At 74.5% G+C, this 20,258-nt stretch carries 7 protein-coding genes and 1 pseudogene; all 8 read right to left on the bottom strand.

Features of this window, described 5'->3' with window-relative positions:
• Positions 1-40: 40 nt before the first annotated feature.
• Positions 41-981, bottom strand: a pseudogene (locus ACZ6EM_RS23415) (AAA family ATPase).
• A gap of 475 nt (positions 982-1,456) precedes the next feature.
• Positions 1,457-2,578 (bottom strand): NADAR family protein, encoded by a 1,122-nt coding sequence (locus ACZ6EM_RS23410; protein WP_465773148.1) that lies wholly within the window; start codon positions 2,576-2,578, stop codon positions 1,457-1,459.
• 519 nt (positions 2,579-3,097) lie between these two features.
• Complete coding sequence (locus ACZ6EM_RS23405; protein ID WP_401053952.1) at positions 3,098-4,291, bottom strand: nucleotide disphospho-sugar-binding domain-containing protein; 1,194 nt, start codon at positions 4,289-4,291, stop codon at positions 3,098-3,100.
• Between the two features lie 53 nt (positions 4,292-4,344).
• A complete protein-coding gene (locus tag ACZ6EM_RS23400; protein ID WP_401053954.1) occupies positions 4,345-5,700 on the bottom strand; it encodes an ATP-grasp domain-containing protein in 1,356 nt (451 codons plus the stop codon).
• Positions 5,701-5,890: 190 nt separating this feature from the next.
• Positions 5,891-8,032, bottom strand: a complete 2,142-nt coding sequence (locus ACZ6EM_RS23395) for a PEP/pyruvate-binding domain-containing protein (protein ID WP_465773147.1) — start codon at positions 8,030-8,032, stop codon at positions 5,891-5,893.
• A gap of 406 nt (positions 8,033-8,438) precedes the next feature.
• Positions 8,439-10,277 carry a glycoside hydrolase family 15 protein gene (locus ACZ6EM_RS23390; RefSeq protein WP_465773146.1) on the bottom strand — a complete coding sequence of 613 codons (1,839 nt, stop codon included), beginning with the start codon at positions 10,275-10,277 and terminating at the stop codon, positions 8,439-8,441.
• Between the two features lie 190 nt (positions 10,278-10,467).
• Positions 10,468-13,734 carry a hypothetical protein gene (locus ACZ6EM_RS23385; protein ID WP_465773145.1) on the bottom strand — a complete coding sequence of 1,089 codons (3,267 nt, stop codon included), beginning with the start codon at positions 13,732-13,734 and terminating at the stop codon, positions 10,468-10,470.
• A 155-nt stretch (positions 13,735-13,889) separates the two neighbouring features.
• Positions 13,890-20,135 (bottom strand): beta-ketoacyl synthase N-terminal-like domain-containing protein, encoded by a 6,246-nt coding sequence (locus ACZ6EM_RS23380; protein WP_465773144.1) that lies wholly within the window; start codon positions 20,133-20,135, stop codon positions 13,890-13,892.
• Positions 20,136-20,258 lie beyond the last annotated feature (123 nt).

Raw genomic sequence — 20,258 nt, 5'->3', positions numbered from 1 at the left:
GGCCGGCCACCGAAGGCCTGTGCGCTGTGCGGGCCCGGGGTCAGAGCCTGGCGTGGGTGCCGATGTCGGTGTGGAAGGCCTCGACCATGGCGGCCGTCACCGTCGGGCGGCTCGCGCCGATCGCGGCGAGGTGGTCCGCGGTGGTCGCCCCCGGTACGGCGTCGTCGCGCTCGAACGCGGTCTGCGCCGCCAGGCGTGCGGCGTGCTCGATGTCGGCGGGGGAGAAGTGCTCGCTCGCGGCCACCAGTGCGGGAACGTCCACGTCGAGGCGGTCGGTGCCGAGCGCGTAGCGCGACCAGATCGCGGCGCGGGCGTCCGGGTCGGGGGTGCCGATCGGGATGACGTAGTCGAACCGGCCGGTGCGCAGGAACGCCGGGTCGAGCGAGCGGACGGAGTTGGTCGCGCAGACCAGCAGTCGGCCGTCACGCCCGCGGAAACCGGGGATCAGCTTGAGCAGTTCGTTGGTCACGCCGTGCATCGTCCCCGTCCGGCCGGCCTCGCCGCGTACGGGGGCGATCTCCTCCACCTCGTCGATGAAGACCAGCACCCGCTCCAGCTCGCCGATCCGGGCGAAGGCGCTGCGCAGCGCGGCGGCGAGGTTGCCCTCGTCGGCGAGCCGGGAGGGCAGCAGTTCGACGAACGGCCAGCCCAGGCGGGAGGCGATGGCCCGGGCGAAGGTCGTCTTGCCGGTGCCGGGCGGCCCGAACAGGGTGATCGCGCGTGGCGATCGCCCCGCCCGCGCCAGGCCGGGGCGATCGCCACCCGCATCACCCACGCCCGCTCCCCCGCCACCTGCGCGAGCGCGGCACCGATCGGCGTACCGTCGTGCACCGCGACGACGGCGGGCTGGCGCGCGGTCAGCGCGGCGATGCACTCGGCGAGCGAGAACACGGACTCCTGCCCGAGCCCGGCGGTGCTGTCGATCAGGTGGACGACGGCAGCCAGGTAGTCCTCCCGATAGTCGTGGATCAGCCAGTTCACGTGCGTCGCTCCCTCGGGTCTCCGGTCGTGCGGGTCGCGGAGAACGTAGGCGCGCCGGGCCCGGCCCGTCGTGCGCCGCTCGGGACAACGCGGCGTGGACGAACCGTACGCGGCAGCGGGTTGCGCGCCGGGGCTCCGCGGCCCGTCGGTACTCGCACCCCGGCCGCTCGGGCCCGGGGACGCTCAGGATCCGCCGCTCCCCCGGCGGCACGCGACGCCCGACCCGGCCCCCTCCCCGTCCTACGCCGTGCGGCGCTCGACGCCGTCGAGCAGCAGGCCGAGCCCCAGCCGCGGACCCCGCGCCTTCCGACGGCCTGACGATTCGTCAGACTTGCTTGAAGGGGCCTTGATTCAGCTCTTCGTGATCACCGGATCACGGATCGGGAGGCCGTTTCCACCATCGGTGGAGGCGGCCTCTCCGGCCTCCCGGGCTCCCGGGCTCCCGGGCTCCCGGGGAGCCGCTCGCCCGCCCCGCTCACAGCCCCGGGATTCCGGCCCGCCGCACATGCAGTTCGGAACGGACGAGTTCGAGGAGCCGGCCCGTCCAGTTGCGGCCCCGGCCGGCGTTGTCGCCCCAGAAGTCCGAGGCCATGTCGTCGTAGATCACGGTGGCGTCGTCCGTCGCCAGCAGGATCTCGGCCAGCTCGGGATGCTGGTCGTACTTGGCGCGCAGCAGCCGCGTCATGACGGCGGTCCGGGCATGCTCCCAGCCCTCGCGACGAGGCGCCTCGGTCGCGAGCTTGCGCGCTGCGGCGGCGGTTTCCGCCGTCGCGATCGCGCTCCGGGCCTCGGGCTGGGCCGCCGACAGGGCCCAGTAGGCATGGGCGACGGAGGGGTAGGTCACGTCCGCCACGGTGATCGGGGCGGGGTGGTCGTTGCGCAGGCCGCGCTTGCCGGGGTCGGCCGGCGGCTCGTTCAGATGCCACTGGTAGAGCCGGACCGCCGGGGCGTGCGGGGCCGCCGGCCCGTCCGCCGGGACACGGGTGGGCCGCTCGGCCTGCCAGCGGGCCCGCTCCTCGAAGTACGCGAGGGCGCCGTCGTAGTCCTCCTGCGTGACCGTTCCGTCGAACGACAGGTAGGTCCGGCCGCCGGGTCCGGCCACCAGGATCCGCAGCGGCCGGTCCTTGCTGTCCATGTCGCCCAGGGCGTAGCGGCGCTGCGACTCCGGGACGGCCAGGAACGCGGCGCGGGCCGCGGCCCGGTTCTCCTCGGTCCGGTCGGCGAGGAAGGTGTCGACGGCGGCGAGGCAGCGGCCGGTCGAGTCGGGGCGCCCGTTCAACTGGTCGATGGTGTCGCGGATTTCGGCGACCAGCAGCTCGGGTGTCAGCCAGCTCTCCGGCTCGCCGAACTTCCAGTCCGCCAGGTCGTGCGCGGAGGCCTCCCCGCCCTCCGGGAGGGTGGTGGCCACCCAGCCGGTGCGCAGCTTCTCCTCGAACTCCTCGACCGTGACGAGTTCCCAGCAGTCGATGAGCCCGTCGGCGTAGATGAAGAGGTCGGTGAGGAAGTAGTGGCCGCCGTTGTGGATGAAGGCGTGCCGCCAGGTTCCGGGTATGCGGACGCCGTCCGCGGTGCGATGGGTGATCCGCTTGCCGATCATCCCGTGATTGTGTCGCGGTGGACGCCGAACGGCTCCCGGTTTTCCTCCGGGCCGGGTGGAGGCCGGGTCGGCGGCCGCAGCCCCGCGCGGGCGACGCGGGTCGGCGTCGGGCCGGCGGGTCGGCGTCGGGCCGGGGCCGCGACGGCCGCGGGCCGGTCGTCGTCGCCGTGCCAGGTGGGCCGGCCGAGCAGGCGGGGGCGCTCGATGACCCAGGCGCGGGTGTCGGTGCCGATCTCGGCGGTGATCAGGTCCTCCAGCAGGGTGCTGTAGCGGGCGACCAGTTCGCGGTGGGCCGGGTCGGCGGCGAGGTTGCACGTCTCGGTGGGGTCCTCGGCGCGGTGAGTTCCCCCCTCCCTCCGGACGGGACCGACGGCGAGGAGGGGATCCCCGGGACGGCCCGACCGGCGAAGGAGCCCCGCCGGGGAATCCGGCGGGGCTCCTTCCTTTCCACGGTGGTCCCGTGCGGCCCAGTGGTCCTTTCCGGTCCCCGGGGGGGGTGCGCGACGGCCGGCTGCTGCCTCAGCCCGCGGTGCCGACGAGGCCCGCGGTGCCGGTGAGACTTGCCGTGCCGGTGAGGCCCGCGGTTCCGGCGAGGCCGGTGAGGCGTTCCGCGACTGCCGGCGGGCTCGGCATGGCCGCGATCTCGGCGCTGACCTCTCGCGCGGCCCGGCTGAGCCCGGTGTCGGTGAGCAGCCGGGTGAGCAGGGCCGGGCCGATGTCCTCGGCGGCGGCGCGGAGGCCGGCGCCCCGGTCCCGTACCGCGTCCGCGTTGATGAAGCGGTCGGACCCGTCGGGGAGGACGAGCTGCGGGATGCCCGCGTCCAGTGCGCCGAGGGCGGTGCTGCTGCCGCCGTGGTGGATGGCGGCCGCGCAGGTCTCCAGCAGCGCCCGCCACGGGACCCAGCCGTAGGCGCGGACGTTGTCCGGCAGGGTGTCGAGCGTGCTGAGGTCGAGGTCCCCGGTCGCCAGCACGAACTCCGCGTCGATGTCGGCGGCCGCCTCGATCACCCGCTCGATCCTGGTCAGGCCGTCCGTCTTGGGCGGAACGGTGCCCAGCGTCACCGCCACGCGCGGGCGGTGGGCGGGCACGGCCAGGTCGGCGGGGAGGTCGCCTTCGCCGTTGTAGGCGACGGGCCGCATCGAGCAGCCGTACCGCTCGTCCCCGGCCATGCTCGGTGGCGCGAGGTCGATGACCTCCGCCGGCTCGGGCAGCCGGTCGATTCCGTGCCGGGCGAAGGTGTCCGCCATCTCCGCGAGCATCAGCGCGCGCAGCTTCGGGGTGCGGACGAACCCGAGGTCGTGCTGGACCGCGGGCACGCCGAGGCGGGTCGCCGCGAGCAGGGCCACCGGGAACTGGTAGTCGTACACCACCAGGTCCGGCCGCCACCGCGCGGCGAGCTCGACCACGTCGTCGGCCACCCGGTTGTTGACGAGGGCGGCCAGCGGGACGAACGCCTCGCGATCGGCCGAATTGCTCTCGACCACCCGCTGCATCAGGTCGGGCCGCTGGGTGCGGCCGGCCTCCCTGATCACCTTGCGCCAGTCGAGCCCCGGCGCGATGGGCAGGTACGGCAGACCGGCCCCGGCGACGTCTTCGCCACCGTCCATCGAGGCCATCGCGACCTCGTGGCCGAGCTCGTGCATCGCCCTGGCCAGCGGGACCAGCGGGAAGAGGTGGCCGATGCCGGGTACGCCGGCGAACAGTACACGCATGGAGGAACCTCGCTCGGAGGGATGGGAGTTGGGGATGAGGGAGGTGGCGGGGTTCAGGAGGCGGCCCGGTGCAGGGCGGCTTCCATGCCGTTCAGCACGGCGTTGCAGTCGCGCTGCAGGGTGGCGGCGTCGACGGCGCTCAGCAGGTAGACCCCGAGCCAGTTGCGCGACCCCGCGGACGGGTCGAAGGCGGGGACCGTCCGGCCCGCGGGCATCGCGAAGGCGGGCACGGCCTCGATGGTGCTGCCCGGGGAGAGCAGGCTCTGCCAGTCCACGGCCTGCGGGTTCCAGACCGGGCTGCTCCGCCAGGGCGCTCCCGACGCGTCGGCCGGGACGACGGCCAGCGACGCGGCGGCCCTGACCCCGTCGGTGAGCATGGCCGCCGGGTAGTCCACCCGCTCGCCGAGCAGCTGCCGGACCAGCATGCCGATCGGGTCGAGCCCGAAGACCTCGTGGACCTGCCTGGTCGTCAGCAGGCCGCCGAACCTGGCCGCGGTCTCGATGACCACCAGCTCGCCGTCCTTCATCAGCTTCAGCTCGGTGTGGGTGCCGCAGTTCTCCAGCCCGAGCGCGTCGACGGCCTGCCGCGACACCTCCTCGATCCGGCGTTGCAGCGGCACCGGCAGGACGGAGGGCGAGGTGCTGGCCACCTCGACGAAGGACGGCACGGTCGGCAGCTTGGCGGTCATGGCCAGCGGACGGTAGACGCCGTCCGCGACGATCCCCTCCACGCTCACGTAGTCGCCGTAGCCGGGCTCCTGGTACCAGCCCTCGGTGGAGCCCTGGGCGATCGTCTCGACCAGGCGGTCCCGGTCGGTGTCCTCGGCGTACAGCTCGTTCATGCCGACCTGGCTGCCCGCCCGCAGTCCGCTCTCGATCCCGGCCCATGCCGGGGCGGCCTCCTCGACCGAGTCCAGCACGATCTGGGCGACCGACCCGGCACCCCAGGCCGGCTTGAGCAGCAGCGGGGCTTCGAGTTCGGCCAGTGCGGAGGTCAGGTCCCCGAGGCTGTCGACCCGGCGGAACGCGGGTATCGGCACCCCGGCGGCGGCCCAGGCCTCCCGCATCAGCCGCTTGTCCCTGGCACGGACGATCCCCTCCCCCGGACCGGCCAGGTGGAGCCGGCTCGCGGCGTGCGCGACGGCCAGGACCGCGAACTCCGAGAGGGTCAGCAGCGCGTCGGCCCCGATGGCCTTCGCGTACTCCACGATCAGCTCGACCAGTTCGTCGCCGCGCGGCGCCTCGGGCACCAGCTCGATGCTGGTACAGCTGGGCCGCCACACGTCCTCCCCGGACGTGGGCAGCGGCGCGAGTGCGAGGACGTGCAGCTCGCCGCAGGCGGCGATCCGCGGGAAGGCGTACTCCAGCGGGGCGCCGCCCTTGACGTAGACGTACAGGATCTTGTTCAACGTACTTACTCCTGAAGGAAGTTCAATCGTTGGCGGGCGTGCCGGAGCCACGCCGCACCGGCCCGCGGCAGGTCGGCCCGCGGCAGGTCGGCCCGCGGCAGGTCGGCCCGCGGCGCGTCGGCTCATGACACGCCGGGCCGCGGCACGCCGGGCCGTGGCCGGTGCGGCGCGGTGCGGCGCTCCGGCAGCGTCAGCCGGCGGTGCGGAAGGGGCGCAGCTGCAGCAGGCTGACCCGGTCGCCGTCGATCGCCCACTCGATGTCGACCGGGGCCCCGTACGTCTCGTCGGGCGAGAAGTGCGACTGCAACAGCCTGCTGATCAGGGCCAGTCGGCGCACGAGGTCCTTGGTCGCGGCATCCAGGTCGGTGGCGGCGGTGCCCAGCGAGATCGTCCGGCTTCCGCCCTCCATGGTGTTGCACAGGTACTGGAGCGGGGCGCCCCGACCGGTCACCACGTCGGCCACCGAGCGCGGCGAGATGTTGAGGTAGACGTCGCGGAAGTCCTGCGGGCTGAGCGGGTTGCAGGTGACCAGGACGCCGCCGACGGTGGATCCGACCTGCTCCTGGACGACCACGCCCATCCGGCAGTGGTCCAGGGCGATGCCCGCCTGGCACCGCAGCAGCACCGCGCGCGGCGAGAACAGCGAGGCCCAGACCTCCCGGACGGCGTCGAGGACCGCGCCCGTGCCGCTGACGTGCGCCACCGATTCGTAGAGTCCGGCGGCGGAGAAGCCGGACAGGTCCTCGGCGTTGGAAGAGCTGCGGACGACCTGGACGGTGGCGCCGTACAGGTGGCGGTCGATCGCCCGGTCGACCTCGGCGCGGATCGGGTCGGGCAGCGGGGTGCCGCGGATCAGCCGCTGCACGTCGAGGCAGAGTTCCTCGATCCGTGACGTCTCCGCGTGGAGCGACGTCCGGCGCGAAGTCCCCCCCCGGAGCGACGTCCCCTCCTGGGGTGAAGTCCCCTCCTGGAGAAGGGAGTCCAGCCGGTCGACGGCGTCCCGGAGCTCCGCCGAGGAGTCGAGGAAGCGCTGCTGGAGGGAGAACGGCAGCACGATCCCGCGCGGCACCTCGGCGTACTCCTTCACCAGGAGCTGCGCGGCGGCGTTCAGCTCGGCCCCGTCCGCGTCCTCCGGGAGGCCGAGTTGCCGGGCCAGGTAGCGCAGCAGGTCGGCCCGGGGCGGCCGGGGCACCTGGTAGAAGCCGAGCCAGCGGGGAGAGCCGTGCTGCAGCAGGTGGGTGAGTTCACCGAGGTTGGCGGCCTTGGTGCCGAACCGGACGTGGTCCCCCGCGCGCAGGTCGGACAGCGGGGTGATCGGCGTGGGCGTGAGGTCGGGCCGGTCGACGACGATGTGATCGGCCGGCGGAGTCGGCCGGACTCCCCCGTGGCCCTCGTGGCCCTCGTGGCGCTCGCGGCCCCCGTCGCCGTCGTGGTCCCCCGGCCGGGCGGCCTCCAGGAGGAGGTCCCCGCCCTCGGCCTCGACCCGGTAGCGCACCCACCGGCCGTCCAGCCCGTCGCGGTCGATCCGTTCGACGGCGCCGATGCCGACGGCGTTGGGGATCCGCCACCCGGCGGCCATCACGTTGATGTGGGAGAGCGGCGTGGTGTGCTCGGTGTGGATGATGCCGGACACCCGGGGGATGTCCTCCGGCACCCGGGGCATCACCACGATGTCGTGCCACTCCAGCGGTTCGGCCTCGGCCCGGTACTCCTCCTCCGAGCGGAACACCCGCAGCCGCCCGTGGGCCTCCCCGGGGTTCAGCGGCACGAACGAGGCCACGGAATAGAGCTCATGGGACAGGACGCGCGGAATCTCGTTCTCCGGAATTCCGGCGAGGTAGCCCTCCTGCTGGTGGCCGGCCGGCTTCAGGACCAGCCGCAGCGAAGGATCGACGTGCTCGCGCACCCGGTGATAGAAGAAGCGCAGCATGTCCTGGGACATGGTGTCGACGTCGACCGTTTCCAGGGACAGGAAATCCTCGGCCTCGTGGCCGCTTTCCGTGGACCGGCCGGCGCGGCCGGTATGGCGGGCGAGCGTGCCGAGATAGAAGCGGCGGTCGGGATTCCGGTAGACGTCGTCGTTGAACGAATCGAGCCTGCCGGCGAGTTCGTCGATCGACATGCCGAGGATCTCGCACGCGATGTAGCGGACATGGAGAGTGCCGTCGGCACTGTCGATGAAGTGAAGCACCGACTCGTCGCAGTCGAGCACGATCTTCACATAGGGATAGCCGCCGACCTGGCCGGCGAGCTCGGAGAACTCCTCAAGGGTGAGCTTTTCGTCTAAGAAGCGGGGCCGCGTGGTCGCGTCGTTGCGATCCGAACGGGTCATGCGCACAGAGTTCAGCCATTCGTCATCGTGTACACGATCCGTGCACACCTGTTGCAGAAGGGTCGGGTACGACCACGCCCACACTGCCATTCGGTATGAACGTTTGACGAATGATCATGCGACATCTGGCCATCATGCATCGATCCGGCCATAAGAATCCGTCAAGGAAGCCACGGCTCCGCATAAAGCTGTGGCAAAGGTCACAGCACGGGACGGCGGGCACGTGACGGGCAATCGGGGATTTCCGGAAGTGTTGATTCCTGAACGACTGTACGACCTCGGAGGGCTGCGCACTCGCCCACCTCACCCGTCGGCAATGCCGACAAGTGGATCGAATCATTCCTCCGAATTCCGGGCTTCCCCACCGCGCCGAATGTCCGCCGTTCCGGACAGGGCGCGGCATTCGTCAACCGAGCGTGCGGTCCAGGTTGAACGCGGCGCTGATCAGCGCGAGATGGGTGAAGGCCTGCGGGAAGTTGCCGAGCTGCTCACCGGTCGGCCCGATCTCCTCGGCGTACAGGCCGAGGTGGTTGGCATAGGTGAGCATCTTCTCGAAGGCCAGCCGGGCCTCCTCCACGCGTCCGGCGCGGGCGAGGGCCTCGACGTACCAGAACGAGCAGATCGAGAAGGTGCCCTCGGCCCCGCGCAGACCGTCCGGGCTGGCCTCCGGGTCGTAGCGGTAGACCAGCGAGTCGGAGACGAGTTCCGCACTCAGCGCGTCCAGGGTCGCCAGCCACTTGGGGTCGCTCGGCGAGATGAACTTGGCCAGCGGCATCATCAGCACGGAGGCGTCGAGGACGTCGCCGCCCAGGCTCTGGGCGAACGCCCTGCGGTCGGCCGACCAGCCGCGTCGCATGATCTGCCGGTAGATCGCGTCCCGGCTCCGCTGCCAGCGCGGGAGGTCCGCCGGCAGCCCGCGCCGGTTCGCCAACCGGATGGCCCGCTCGATCGCCACCCAGCACATCAGCCGTGAGTACAGGAAGTCCTTCCGGCCGCCCCGGGTCTCCCAGACGCCTTCGTCGGGCTGGTCCCAGTGGTCGCAGAGCCAGTCCACCACGGCACCGACCTCGTCCCAGTGATCGCTGCTGATCGGCTGCCCCCACTTGTCGTACAGGTAGACGGAGTCGATCAGCGCTCCGTAGATGTCCAGCTGGAGCTGGCCGGTGGCCGCGTTCCCCACCCGCACCGGGGCGGAGCCCAGGTGTCCCTCCAGGTGGGACAGCTCGCGCTCGGGCAGGTCGCTGCGCCCGTCGATCCCGTACATGATCTGCAGCGGTCCCGTGGCGCCGGCGCCGCCCCGCAGGATGCCCCGGTCGGAGAGGAAGCCCATGAAGGCCTCGGCCTCCGCGGTGAAGCCCAGCCGGAGCATGGCGTAGACGCAGAAGGCCGCGTCCCGGACCCACGCGTACCGGTAGTCCCAGTTGCGCTCGCCGCCGATCCGCTCGGGCAGGCTCGTCGTCGGCGCGGCCACGATCGCACCGGTCGGCGCGTAGGTGAGCAGTTTCAGCACCAGCGCGGAGCGGTGCACCATCTCACGCCACCGCCCGTGGTAGCGGGACCCGGCCAGCCAGCGGCGCCAGAACCGCACCGTCGCCTCGAACTGCTCCTCCGCCTCCGCCCGGGGACACGCCCGCGGGGCCAGGTCGCCGCCGACCCGGTCGAGGGCGAACACCGCCGACTCGCCTTCGAGGAGCTTGAAGTGCGACCACACGTCCACGCCCTCGCGTTCGAGCGGCACGGTGGCCGTCAGTGCGAGCGCCATCGAGGGGGACTCGAAGACGGCCTCGTGGGCCCGGACACTCACGGTGTGCGGTTCGGATCCGTAGTCGAAGCGGGGAGCCACCCGCGCCCGAAACGGAAGCGTTCCCCGGGCACAGACCACCCGCCGGATCAGCCGGTGCCGACCGGCCTCGCGCGACTCGTCCACGACCGGCATGAAGTCCTGGATCTCCGCCACCCCGTCGGTGGCGAAGAACCGGGTGATCAGGACGTTGGTGTCGGGGAAGTAGAACTGCCGGGTGCGCGTAGGCACATCGGCGGCCAGCTCGAACGACCCGCCCCGGTCGGCATCGAGGATGGACGCGAAGACGCTGGGGGCGTCGAAACGCGGGCAGCAGTACCAGTCGATCGTGCCGTCGGTCCCCACCAGCGCGGCGGACCGGAGATCGCCGATCAGGCCGTGCTCGGCGATCGGCAGATAACGCGAGCCGTCCGCCGGCCCGAATCCGGTGCCCTGCAGTGCCATACCGGCCTCCCTACCGCCGCGGCGTGGACGCCGGGCAGAGCCGTGCCCGTTGCCCGTGGAACACCGTCGTCGCGGACCTTGTTCCGGCTCACCCTGCGTATCGGGGGCAGGAACGGCCACGGGCCGACCCGCAGGGTGCCCCGAACGCAGGGGTCCGCTCACGCAGGGGTCCGCTCACGCAGGGGTCCGCTCACGCAGGGTCGGTGAACACCGCGAGGGCGGCGTCCCGGACGTCCGGCCGCGGGTGACGGCGCAGCGCGTGCAGCACCTCCCGCCACTCGGCGGGCCAGCCGAGCTGCGCCCCCGTGTTCGTCAGTGCGACGGCGAACAGGCCGGGCGCGAGTCCGTCGTCGGCGGCCAGTCGGCGGGCGGCCGCCAGCGCGTGCTCCGGTGCCTCCCGTCGTCCGTTGCCCTGGCGGTTCAGTGCGTCGGCGGCGGCCACCGCCAGCACCGGACGGTCGGCGACCAGGACGGCCAGCTCGGCGACGCGCTCGCCCAGGTCCGGTGCGTCGAGGTCGAGCGCCTCGACCAGTCGGCGGGTGGCCTCGGGCAGCAGCGCGGGTTCGGTGAGCAGAATCGCGGCGACCTCCCGCCGGGTGGCGCGGACGGCCCGCGCCGTGGCGTTCGGGCTCCACATCCAGCCGGTGAGCGCGTCGATCCGCCGCCGGGCCGGCTGGTCGCGGCCGGGAAGCGCCGGTTCCCCGGCACGCAGGGTCTCGATCAGGGCGGTCAGGGCGTCCGCCAGGACGCTGCCCGGCGCGCAGCCGCCGAGCGGGTGCGGGGCGTCCGACAGTGCCATTCCGGTCAGCGCGCGGGCCGCTCCCTGGCAGCGGTCCTGCTCGGCGAGGTCGGTCACCAGCGGGACGAGCGCCCGCACCGCCTCCGGCGCGTACCGGCCCCAGGAGACGAGCTGCCCTTGCGCGGGTGAGGCGGTGAGGAGGTCGGCGTCGACCGCCAGCCGGGCCATCAGACCGGCGAACGCCGGTCGGTGCTCCGCGGCTGTCCGTTCCCCGCTCAGGTGCAGGACCAGTGCGTTCCGCAGTCCCTCCGGCCCGTCGGCCGCGTCGGTGAGCACGTCCCACAGCGGCAGGTCGGCGATCCGGTCACCGACCGTCGCCAGCACCGCGGCGCGGACGTCGTGGTGCTGCCCCGGCGCGGTGTACACCTCGCGCAGCAGGGCGGCCGCCTCGTCCAGGACCAGGTGCGCGGCGGCGAGCCGGACGGCCTGCTTGCGGCTGGTCACCTTCGCCGCCGGATCGAGCGCGATCCGCCGCAGCGCGGGGCCCAGTTCGGAGCTCCCCGCGAACCGGGCGGCGCGGCCGGCCGCGTGGAGGGCGACCCGGGCGCGGTCGTCGGCGGCGTGGGAGAGCAGTTCGGGCAGCGCCCCGGCGGGGCGCTCGGTCCAGGGCAGCGCGGCGAGCGCGGCCTCGGCGAGGACGGTCTCGGCGGAGTCCGCGTACCGGCGCAGCAGGGCCTCGCCGTGGACGGGGATCCGGGCCGCGGCGCGCAGGGCGGCGGCGCGCTCGGCCAGGGCCCGGGTGGGGTCGCCGACCGTACGGGCGAGCCGTTCGGCGGCCGCGTGCTGCTGTGCGGGGAGCCAGCGGTCCGCGTCGACCAGGTCGGTCGCGGTCAAGGGGGTGTCGAGCAGGGGCCCGAGCAGATCGGTGCGGATCCGGGTCAGGACGGCCCGCACCGGGGCCAGGGTGACGGCCGACGGCCTGAGCGCGAGCAGCCGGGCCGCGCGTTCGCCGCCGGTGGCGGGGTCGCGCAGCAGCGGTGCGGCGGCCCGTTCGACGGCACGGTCGCCGCCCGAGTGCAGGACGCGCTCCAGCAGTTCGGCGAGGGCGGGAGCACGTCGCGCCCGGTCGCCGAGCGTCCCGGCCAGCGCGAGCAGCAGTGCGGCGTCGCGGGATCGGGCCGAGCGTTCCAGCGCGGCCCACAGCGCGTCGACCACCGCCGCCTCGCGCCGGGGCGGGACGGTGAGGCCGGCGCCGTCGGTCCGTTCGAGGGTGCGGACGGCCCAGGCGAGCAGTTCGCGGGCCGGCCCGCCCACGTGCTCGCCGAGGACGGCGCCGGCGAGGCGGCCGAGTGCGGTGCGCGTGCGCGCCGAACAGTCCCGGGCGGCCAGGGCGTCGTCGGTGAGCCGCTCCAGCGGGCCGGCGGTGGCGTCGTCGAAGAGCCGCGGCGGCACTGCCGCGACCTCCTCCAGCGCCGTGCCGCGGACCGGGTCCTGCTCGTTGCGCAGTCGGGTGAGCAGTTCGAGCGCCTCGGGCAGGGCGCCCGGTTCGCCGGAGAGTGCGGCCTGCCGGACCAGCTGTGCCCAGGCCCAGCCCCGGTCCCAGGCGTCGGCCACGCGGGTCTCGGCCAGCAGCCTCGGCCGGGCCTCGGCGACCGGCAGCAGGACGAGCGGGACGACGTCCTCGCTGTCCGTCGCCAGCTGGGCCCGCGCCCGCACGTGCCGCTCCTTCGCGGGCAGCACGGCGAGGACGTCGACGGAGTACCAGGAGCGGTACGGGCCGGGCTGCGCCGCCACCTCGTCGTAGAAGGCGGCCCGCCGGGCCGGGGGCAGCTGCCGCAGCAGCGCGAGGTGGCTCTCGTGGTGGCGGTGCGCGAGCGCGGCGAGTCCGTCCGGCCGGGCCGCGGCCAGCCGACGGGCCACGCCGGCGCGCAGCGGCGGCTCGTGGCGGTGCCGGTCGATCGCGAGCAGCAGGCGGACGGTCCGCCCGGCGGAGACGGCGGCGAGGCCGGCGAGCCGGTCGCGCAGCGGGCCGGGCAGGCCGGCCACGGGGTGGCGCTCCAGCAGCTCCAGCATCCGGGCCGGTTCGCGGCCGGCGGCGGCGGCCAGGCCGAGGGCGTGCCGCTGCCAGAAGGTGCGCCTCAAGCCGTACGGCAGGTCGGCGAGTTGGCGCTCGGCCTCGTCCAGCACCGCGCCCGGGTGGCGGTGTCCGAGCGAGGTGGAGAAGGCGATCGCGTGGGCCAGCGCGGGCAGTTCGGCGGCGACGGCCTCGGCCGAGCAGACCGGCAGCAGCCGGGCCGCCTCGGCGGCGCCCCAGCGCTCGCGGACGACCGGCACCAGCCGCTCGGCCACCGCTGTGCGCCCGGCCCGCAGGACGGCGCGGGCCAGCTCGTCGCGGACCGCCTTCGGGGCGCTGAGCATCGCGGCCTCAAGGTCGCCGTCCGGGAACGGCAGCTCCCCGATCGCCCGGTGCGCGTAGCGCCGCACGACGGGGTCGGGGTCGTCGATCCGGTCGATCAGATGGCGCGCCCGCCGTCCGGCGAGGGCGGCCAGCGCGGCGAGTCGGCGTTCGTACGGGCCACGGCCGTCCAGCTCGGCGAGCAGGGCCGTCAGGTCGGAGGGGGCGAGGGCGGCGGCGGTACGGGCCACCTCGCGCAGCCGGAGCGGGTGGGGCAGTGGTTCGACGGCGGCGAGCAGCCGGTCGGCAGTCAGGTGAGGCATCGGCGCCGATTGTGCCCGACGGGCGCGGCCCGGGCATCCGGTTTTTCACGGCGGTGCGCCGGCCGGCGGCCCGGGCCGGGTTCAGGCCGGCCCGGGTCCGGGTCGGTTCGGCGGGGTTCGGCTCGGTCCGGGGCTGCATGCCGACGGGCGTCCGGTCATTCCGGCTCGGTCGGCAGGGTCCGGGCGAGCCACTCCCGGACGGCCTTCGCCGTCGTGCTCACGTGTTCGTCGAGGATGGAGTAGTGGTCGCCCGGTACGTCGCCGGCGCGCAGGTGCAGGGTCGGGACGGCCGGCTCCGGCTCCTGGCGGTCGAGGAAGATGCGGGCGTAGGCGCCCATGGCGGCGAGGGCGGGCTCGTCGAGCCTGGTGGCGCTGCGGACGGCCAGTTCGGCGAGTCGGCCCTCGTCGCGGACGGGGAGGGTGTCGAGCAGGACCACCGCCTCGGCGCCGACGCGTTCCGCGACGGCTTGGGCGACCAGCCCGCCGGTGGAGCGGCCCAGGAGCACGACCGGGCGGTCGAGTCGCCCGATCGAGGCGGCGTGGGTCCGGACGAGGCTCTCCACGTCCTCGGGGACGGGACCGCCGTCGTACCCCGGGTGTGGGAGCAGCCACAGGCCGGGCAGGTGCCGGGCGAGGAGGGCGTACTCCCCGGGGGGAGAGGTGAGGGCGGGGAAGCAGACGACGGCCGGGCCTTCGCCGGCGCTGAGCCGCTGCGGGGCGACGGACGGGAGGGTCGCCGCCGACGGCAGCGCCCAGGAGGCGGAGACGAGCAGGTGCATGGCCTCCCGGGGCCGGCCCAGCTCGCACAGTTTGCGGTACAGGAAGGTGAGCGTCCCCGGGGCCGGCGGTGGGCGCAGCTGCTCGGCGAGGGCCCTCGGCGTGGCGGCGTCGAACACCACCGTGGCGGGGAGGCGCAGGCCGGTCCGTTCCTCCAGTCGGTTGCGCAGTTCGATGGAGGTCAGCGAGTCGAAGCCGAGGTCGGGGATCGGGGTGTCCGGGTCCACGTCCGGGTAGCTGAGGACGGCGGCGACCTCGGCGCGCACCATCTCCAGCGTGCTGGCCGGCGGGGTCGGTTCCGGTGTGCTCCGCGGTTCCGGACGGTGCGGGTGGTGGGGCTGGTTGGGGTAGGTGGGCTCGGTCGGACCGTTCGGGTGGTCGAAGGCGATCGGTACCAGGACGGGTTCGTCGGTGCCCAGTGCCGCCTCCAGGAGTGCCAGGCCCTCGGCGGGCGCGAGGGGCAGCAGGCCGGCGGCGGCCGTCCGGTCGGCCATCATGCCGATCGTCCAGGGTCCCCAGGCCAGGGAGAGCGCGGGGAGTCCCAACCGCCGCCGGTGGCGGGCGAGTTCGTCGAGAGAGCTGTTGGCCGCCGCGTAGTTGGCCTGCCCGGCGTGGCCGAGCACACCGGACGCCGAGGAGAACAGCACGAAGGCGTCCAGGTCCCGCTGTGCGGTCAACTCGTGCAGCTGCCAGGCGGCTTCGGCTTTGGGGCGCCACACCGTCGCCAGGCGGGCCGGGGTCATCGACGTCAGGATGCCGTCGTCGAGCACTCCGGCGGTGTGCACGACGGCCCGCAGGTCCTCGATGGAGTCGACCAGTGCGGTCAGCGCCGCCCGGTCGGTGACGTCCAGGCGTGTCTCGCCGCTGCGGCCGGCGACGACGACGCGCACTCCCCTGCCCCTCAGGTGCTCGGCGACCGCCCGGCCCAGTGCGCCGCCGCCGGTGACCAGGACGGTGCCGCGCCAGGTGAAGGTGCCGCCCGGCACGGGGACCAGGTTCGCGCGTTCGGCCACCATGTCGGTCTGCCCGTCGCCGATTTCGGCCAGGGTGAACCGGCCCGGGTGCTCCGTCTGCGCGACCCGCACCAGGCCGGCCACCGCCGCGCCCGCCGGATCTCCCGGCCGTACCAGGACGGTGAGGTGCTCGTGGTCGGCCTGCAGTTCCCGCAGTGCGAGCGCCAGGGCGGCGGGGGCGTCGCCGGGCCGCACCTCGTGGACCCGACCGCGCGGCCGGCCCGGGGTCCGCTGCCACTCCGGGCGGAACAGCGCGCCCCGGCCGGCCCCCGGCACGAGGTGGCCGGTCGAGCGGGTACCGATCGGACGGGTGTCGGCCGGACCGGTTCCGGAGGGACGGGTGTCGGCCGAAGGGGTACTCGTCGAACGGGGTCCGAGCGCGCGCACGGTGAGTGATTCGACGCAGGCCACCGGCCGGCCCTCCTGGTCGGCGACGGCGATCCGCCCGTCGCGGATGCGGACCCGCAGCCCCGTGGCCCCCCGCGCCAGCAGGTGCACCCCGCGCAGGGCGAACGGCACTCCCCCGCCGAGCAGCCGCGCCGGGTGCAGCGCCGCGTCGAGCAGGGCGGGGTGGAGCGCGAAGCGCCCCGCGTCCGGGAAGTCCCCGCGCACCTCGCCGAAGAGCTCGTCACCGCGGCGCCACACCCTGGACAGCCCGCGGAACGCCGGTCCGTACTCGGCGTGGTCGACGTCGAGCTCCTCGGCGTCCGGCGGGGGCCACGGGCCGATGTCCACCGGCGGCGCGGGGCGGGAGTCCAGCCGACCGCTGGCACAGAGGACGCCGTTCGCGTGCACCTCGAACGGCCGTACGCCGTCGGTCCCGGGACGTACGACGATCTCGGCGCGCCGAGTCTCCGGCAGGCGCATCACCGTGTGCAGGACCAGGTCGTCGACGGTGCCGCAGCCGGCCCGCTCCCCCGCGTACAGCACCAGTTCCAGGATCGCCGTGGCGGGCACGACCGCCGTTCCGTCGACGACGTGGTCGAGCAGCCACACGGGGGTGAGGTCGGCGGTGCACACCACCTCCCCGGAACCGGGCACGACGACGGTCGACTCGATCAGGGGGTGCTCGGCGGCGCGGTCGAGCCAGTAGCGCCGGCGCTGGAAGGCGCGGGTGCCCCGCAGCCGGGCCGCCGTCCGCTCGGGGTCGGTGGTGGGGATGACGCCCTCGATGCCCTCGATGCCCTCGGCGCCCTCCCTGTCCCCGACGCCCGGGCCCAGGTCGACGAGGGTGACGCCGTCGACCGCGGCCACCTGCTCGGCGAGGCCGACCGTCTCGTGCCGGCGCCGCACCCAGTGCTCCGGATCGTCCGGGCGGGCGCCGATGACCGGAACGAGCGGCGGGCGGTACGTCAGGCTGCGTGCCGTCTCCGCGAACTCCTCCGGCTCACGGGCGGTGAGCAGCCTCGCCGCGTCGGGCAGGGACAGGACGCCGGCCACGTGAGCCGCCGCGATCTGCCCGGCGCCGTGCCCGATCAGCGCGTCCGGGCGGTACCCCCAGGACTCCAGCAGGCGGAACAGCGCCACCTCGTGGGCGAACAGGGCCGCCCGGGCGAGGTCCGTCCGGTGCGCCGGGTCCGGTGTCGTGTTCAGCACCGGATGCAGCTGGGCGCGCGCCTCCTCGAACGCGGCGGCGAACACCGGGTACTCGGCCGCCAGGTCCCGGGTCGTCCCGCGCTGCCGCGCCCCCTGCCCGGGGAACAGGAACGCCACGCGCAGCTGCTCGTACTCCTCGACGATCACATGCGCGTTGGTCCCCGAGATCCCGAAGGCCGACACCGCGGCCCGGCGCGGACGGTTCTGCGTCGGCCGGGACGCCGACCGGGACGCCGATCGGCCCACCGAGCGGGACGCCGGCCGGCCCGTCGGCCAGGGCGTCGGCTCGGTGACCAGCCGGACGGCCCCGGCGGACCAGTCGACGTGCGGGCTGGGCTCGTCGACGTGCAGCGTGGCGGGCACGGTGCGGTGCCGCATCGCCATCACGGTCTTGATCACGCCGGCGACCCCGGCGGCCGCCTGGGTGTGCCCGAGGTTGGACTTGACCGTACCGACCAGGAGCGGCGCCGACCGGTCCCGGTCCTGGCCGTAGGTGGCGAGCAGCGCGGCCGCCTCGATCGGGTCGCCCAGGGCGGTGCCGGTTCCGTGGGCCTCGACCACGTCCACGTCGGCGCCGGTCAGCCCGGCATCGGCCAGCGCCTGCTGGATCACGGCCGCCTGCGCGGGGCCGCTGGGCGCCGTGAGGCCGTTCGACGCCCCGTCCTGGTTGACCGCGGAGCCGCGCAGCAGGGCCAGGATCGGGTGACCGTTGCGCAGCGCGTCGGACACCCGCTCCAGGACCAGCAGTCCCACCCCCTCCGACCAGGCGGTGCCGTCGGCGGCGGCGGAGAACGGCTTGACCCGTCCGTCCGGGGCCAGGCCGCGCTGCCGGCTGAACACGACGAAGCTGTCCGGCGTGGCCATGACGGTCGCGCCGCCCGCCAGGGCCAGGTCGCACCGGCCGTCGCGCAGGGAGTCCGCCGCGAGGTGCATGGCGACCAGCGAGGAGGAGCAGGCGGTGTCCAGGGTGAGCGCCGGGCCGTGCAGGCCCAGGTGGTAGGCGATCCGCCCCGAGGCCACGCTGCCCGCGGCGCCCAGGGCGAGCTGGGCCTGGAGCTGGTGGGCGCTGCCCCGGAAGCGGCCGGCGTAGTCGTTGTACATCAGGCCGACGAAGACGCCGGTGTTGCTGCCGCGCAGCGATTCGGGCGCGATGCCCGTCCGTTCGAACGCCTCCCAGGCCGTCTCCAGCAGCAGTCGCTGCTGCGGGTCGGTGGCCAGGGCCTCGCGCGGCGACATGCGGAAGAACGCCGCGTCGAAGTCGGCCGCGTCCTTGAGGAAGCCGCCGCGGGTGACGTAGCTGGTGCCGATGTGGTCGGGGTCGGGGTGGAACAGGTCGTCCAGGGGCCAGCCCCGGTCGGTGGGGAACTCCGTGATCGTGTCCCGGCCGGCGGCGACCACGCGCCAGAGGTCCTCGGGGCTGCTGATCCCGCCGGGGTAGCGGCAGGCCATGCCCACGATCGCGACCGGCTCGGTGGCCGTGGCCCTGCGGGCGGGCGGTGGCGGGCCGGCGGCCGCGCCCGTGAGGTAGTCGGCCACCGCGCGGGGCGTGGGGTGGTCGAACACCAGGGACGGCGGCAGGGCGACGCCCAGGTCCGCACCCAGCCGGTCCCGCAGTCGTACGGTGCCGAGCGAGTCCAGACCGGCTTCGGCGAACGGCTGGTCCGCCCCGGGTGGCCGGCCGGTGATCCCCGCGGTCTCCCGTCGGACCACGTCGAGCAGGTACTGGTGGCGCAGCCGCCGCCGCGCCGGTTTGCCCGAGGAGGTCTGCGGGATCCGGCTGACGGCGCGGATCTCCTGCGGCACCCGGTGCGGTGGCAGCAGGCCGCGGCAGAAGGCCAGGAGCGCCGCCGGATCGGCGTCACCCACCACGTAGGCGACCGGCACCTCGCCGAGCACCGCGTCGGGCTCTCCCGCCACGGCCACGTCCCGGACGCCGGGGCAGCGGGCCACGATCTGCTCGATCTCGGCCGGGTGGACGTTCTCTCCGCCCCGGATGATCACGTCGCTCGCCCGCCCGGTCACCACCAGCCGGCCGTCCTCCTCGTGGCCGAGGTCCCCGGTCGCGTGCCACCCGTCGGCGCCGGGCATCCGCAACCGGAGCTCACCGTCGACGAACCGGGTGTCGATTCCGGGCAGCACGACGCCGTCGACGGCGATCTTTCCGGACGCCTCGGTGCTGCCGTAGCCGTCGTGCAGCTCACGCCCGAACGTCCGGCGGAACCGGGCCCGCAGCTCCTCCGGCAGCGGGGCGCCGGCGGACAGGCAGCGCGGCGGCAGCGGCGCCCCGGCGTCCAGGAGCTGGGTGAAGACCGTCGGGACGCCGCCCAGGGCCGTGAACGGCGTCCGGCGCAGCAGGGCGGCCGCCCGGTCCGCGGTGAAACGGTCCATCACGTAGGCGCTCGCGCCCAGGGCCAGCACGCCCACCACGCACATCGAGTGCCCGAACGCGTGGAACAGCGGCAGCGGCCAGAGCAGGTGGTCGTCGCCGGACATGCCCAGCAGTCCCCGGTGGGCGAGATCGGCCGACCGCAGCCAGGGCCCCTGCGCCGACAGCACGCCCTTCGGGTCCCCGCCGGTCCCCGACGTGTAGTGCAGCCAGGCGGGCTCGTCCGCTCCGAGGTCGTCCCGTGGCGGCGTACGGGTGGCCCCGAGCAGCTCGTCGACGGTCACCACCCGGGCTCCGGCCACCCGCTGGACCCGCGCCAGGTGCTCGCGGTCGGTGACCACCACCTCGGCGCCGCTGTCCTCCACCCGGAACCGGAGGTCGTCCTCGCCGCTTCGCGGGTCGAGCAGGGCGCCGACGGCGGCCGCGCGGGCGACGCCGAGGGTGGCCGCGACGGCGGGCACCCCGCCGGACAGGCACAGCGCCACCCGGCCGCCGCGACCGACCCGCAGGTTGCCGGCCACCCGGGCGGTGCGGCGGGCGAGTTCGCCGTAGTCCACCGTGCCGTCGGCGTCGGCGAAGGCGATCTTGGCCCCGCGCTCCGCTGCGTGACGGAGGATCAGTTCATGCACCTTGCACCCCTGCGGTCGGTCACGTGGCCACTCCGTCACGCGGTAACCCGGTGACGCGCCAACGGTGTTCACCGTAGCGAATTCGGAGCCCCGGTCACTGCGCACGCCGAGCCCGTGTCTCCC

This window comes from Kitasatospora sp. NPDC041917 (genome assembly GCF_055589745.1).
Note: the sequence above shows the minus strand (reverse complement) of the source record. Positions and strands in the feature narration are given on the sequence as shown.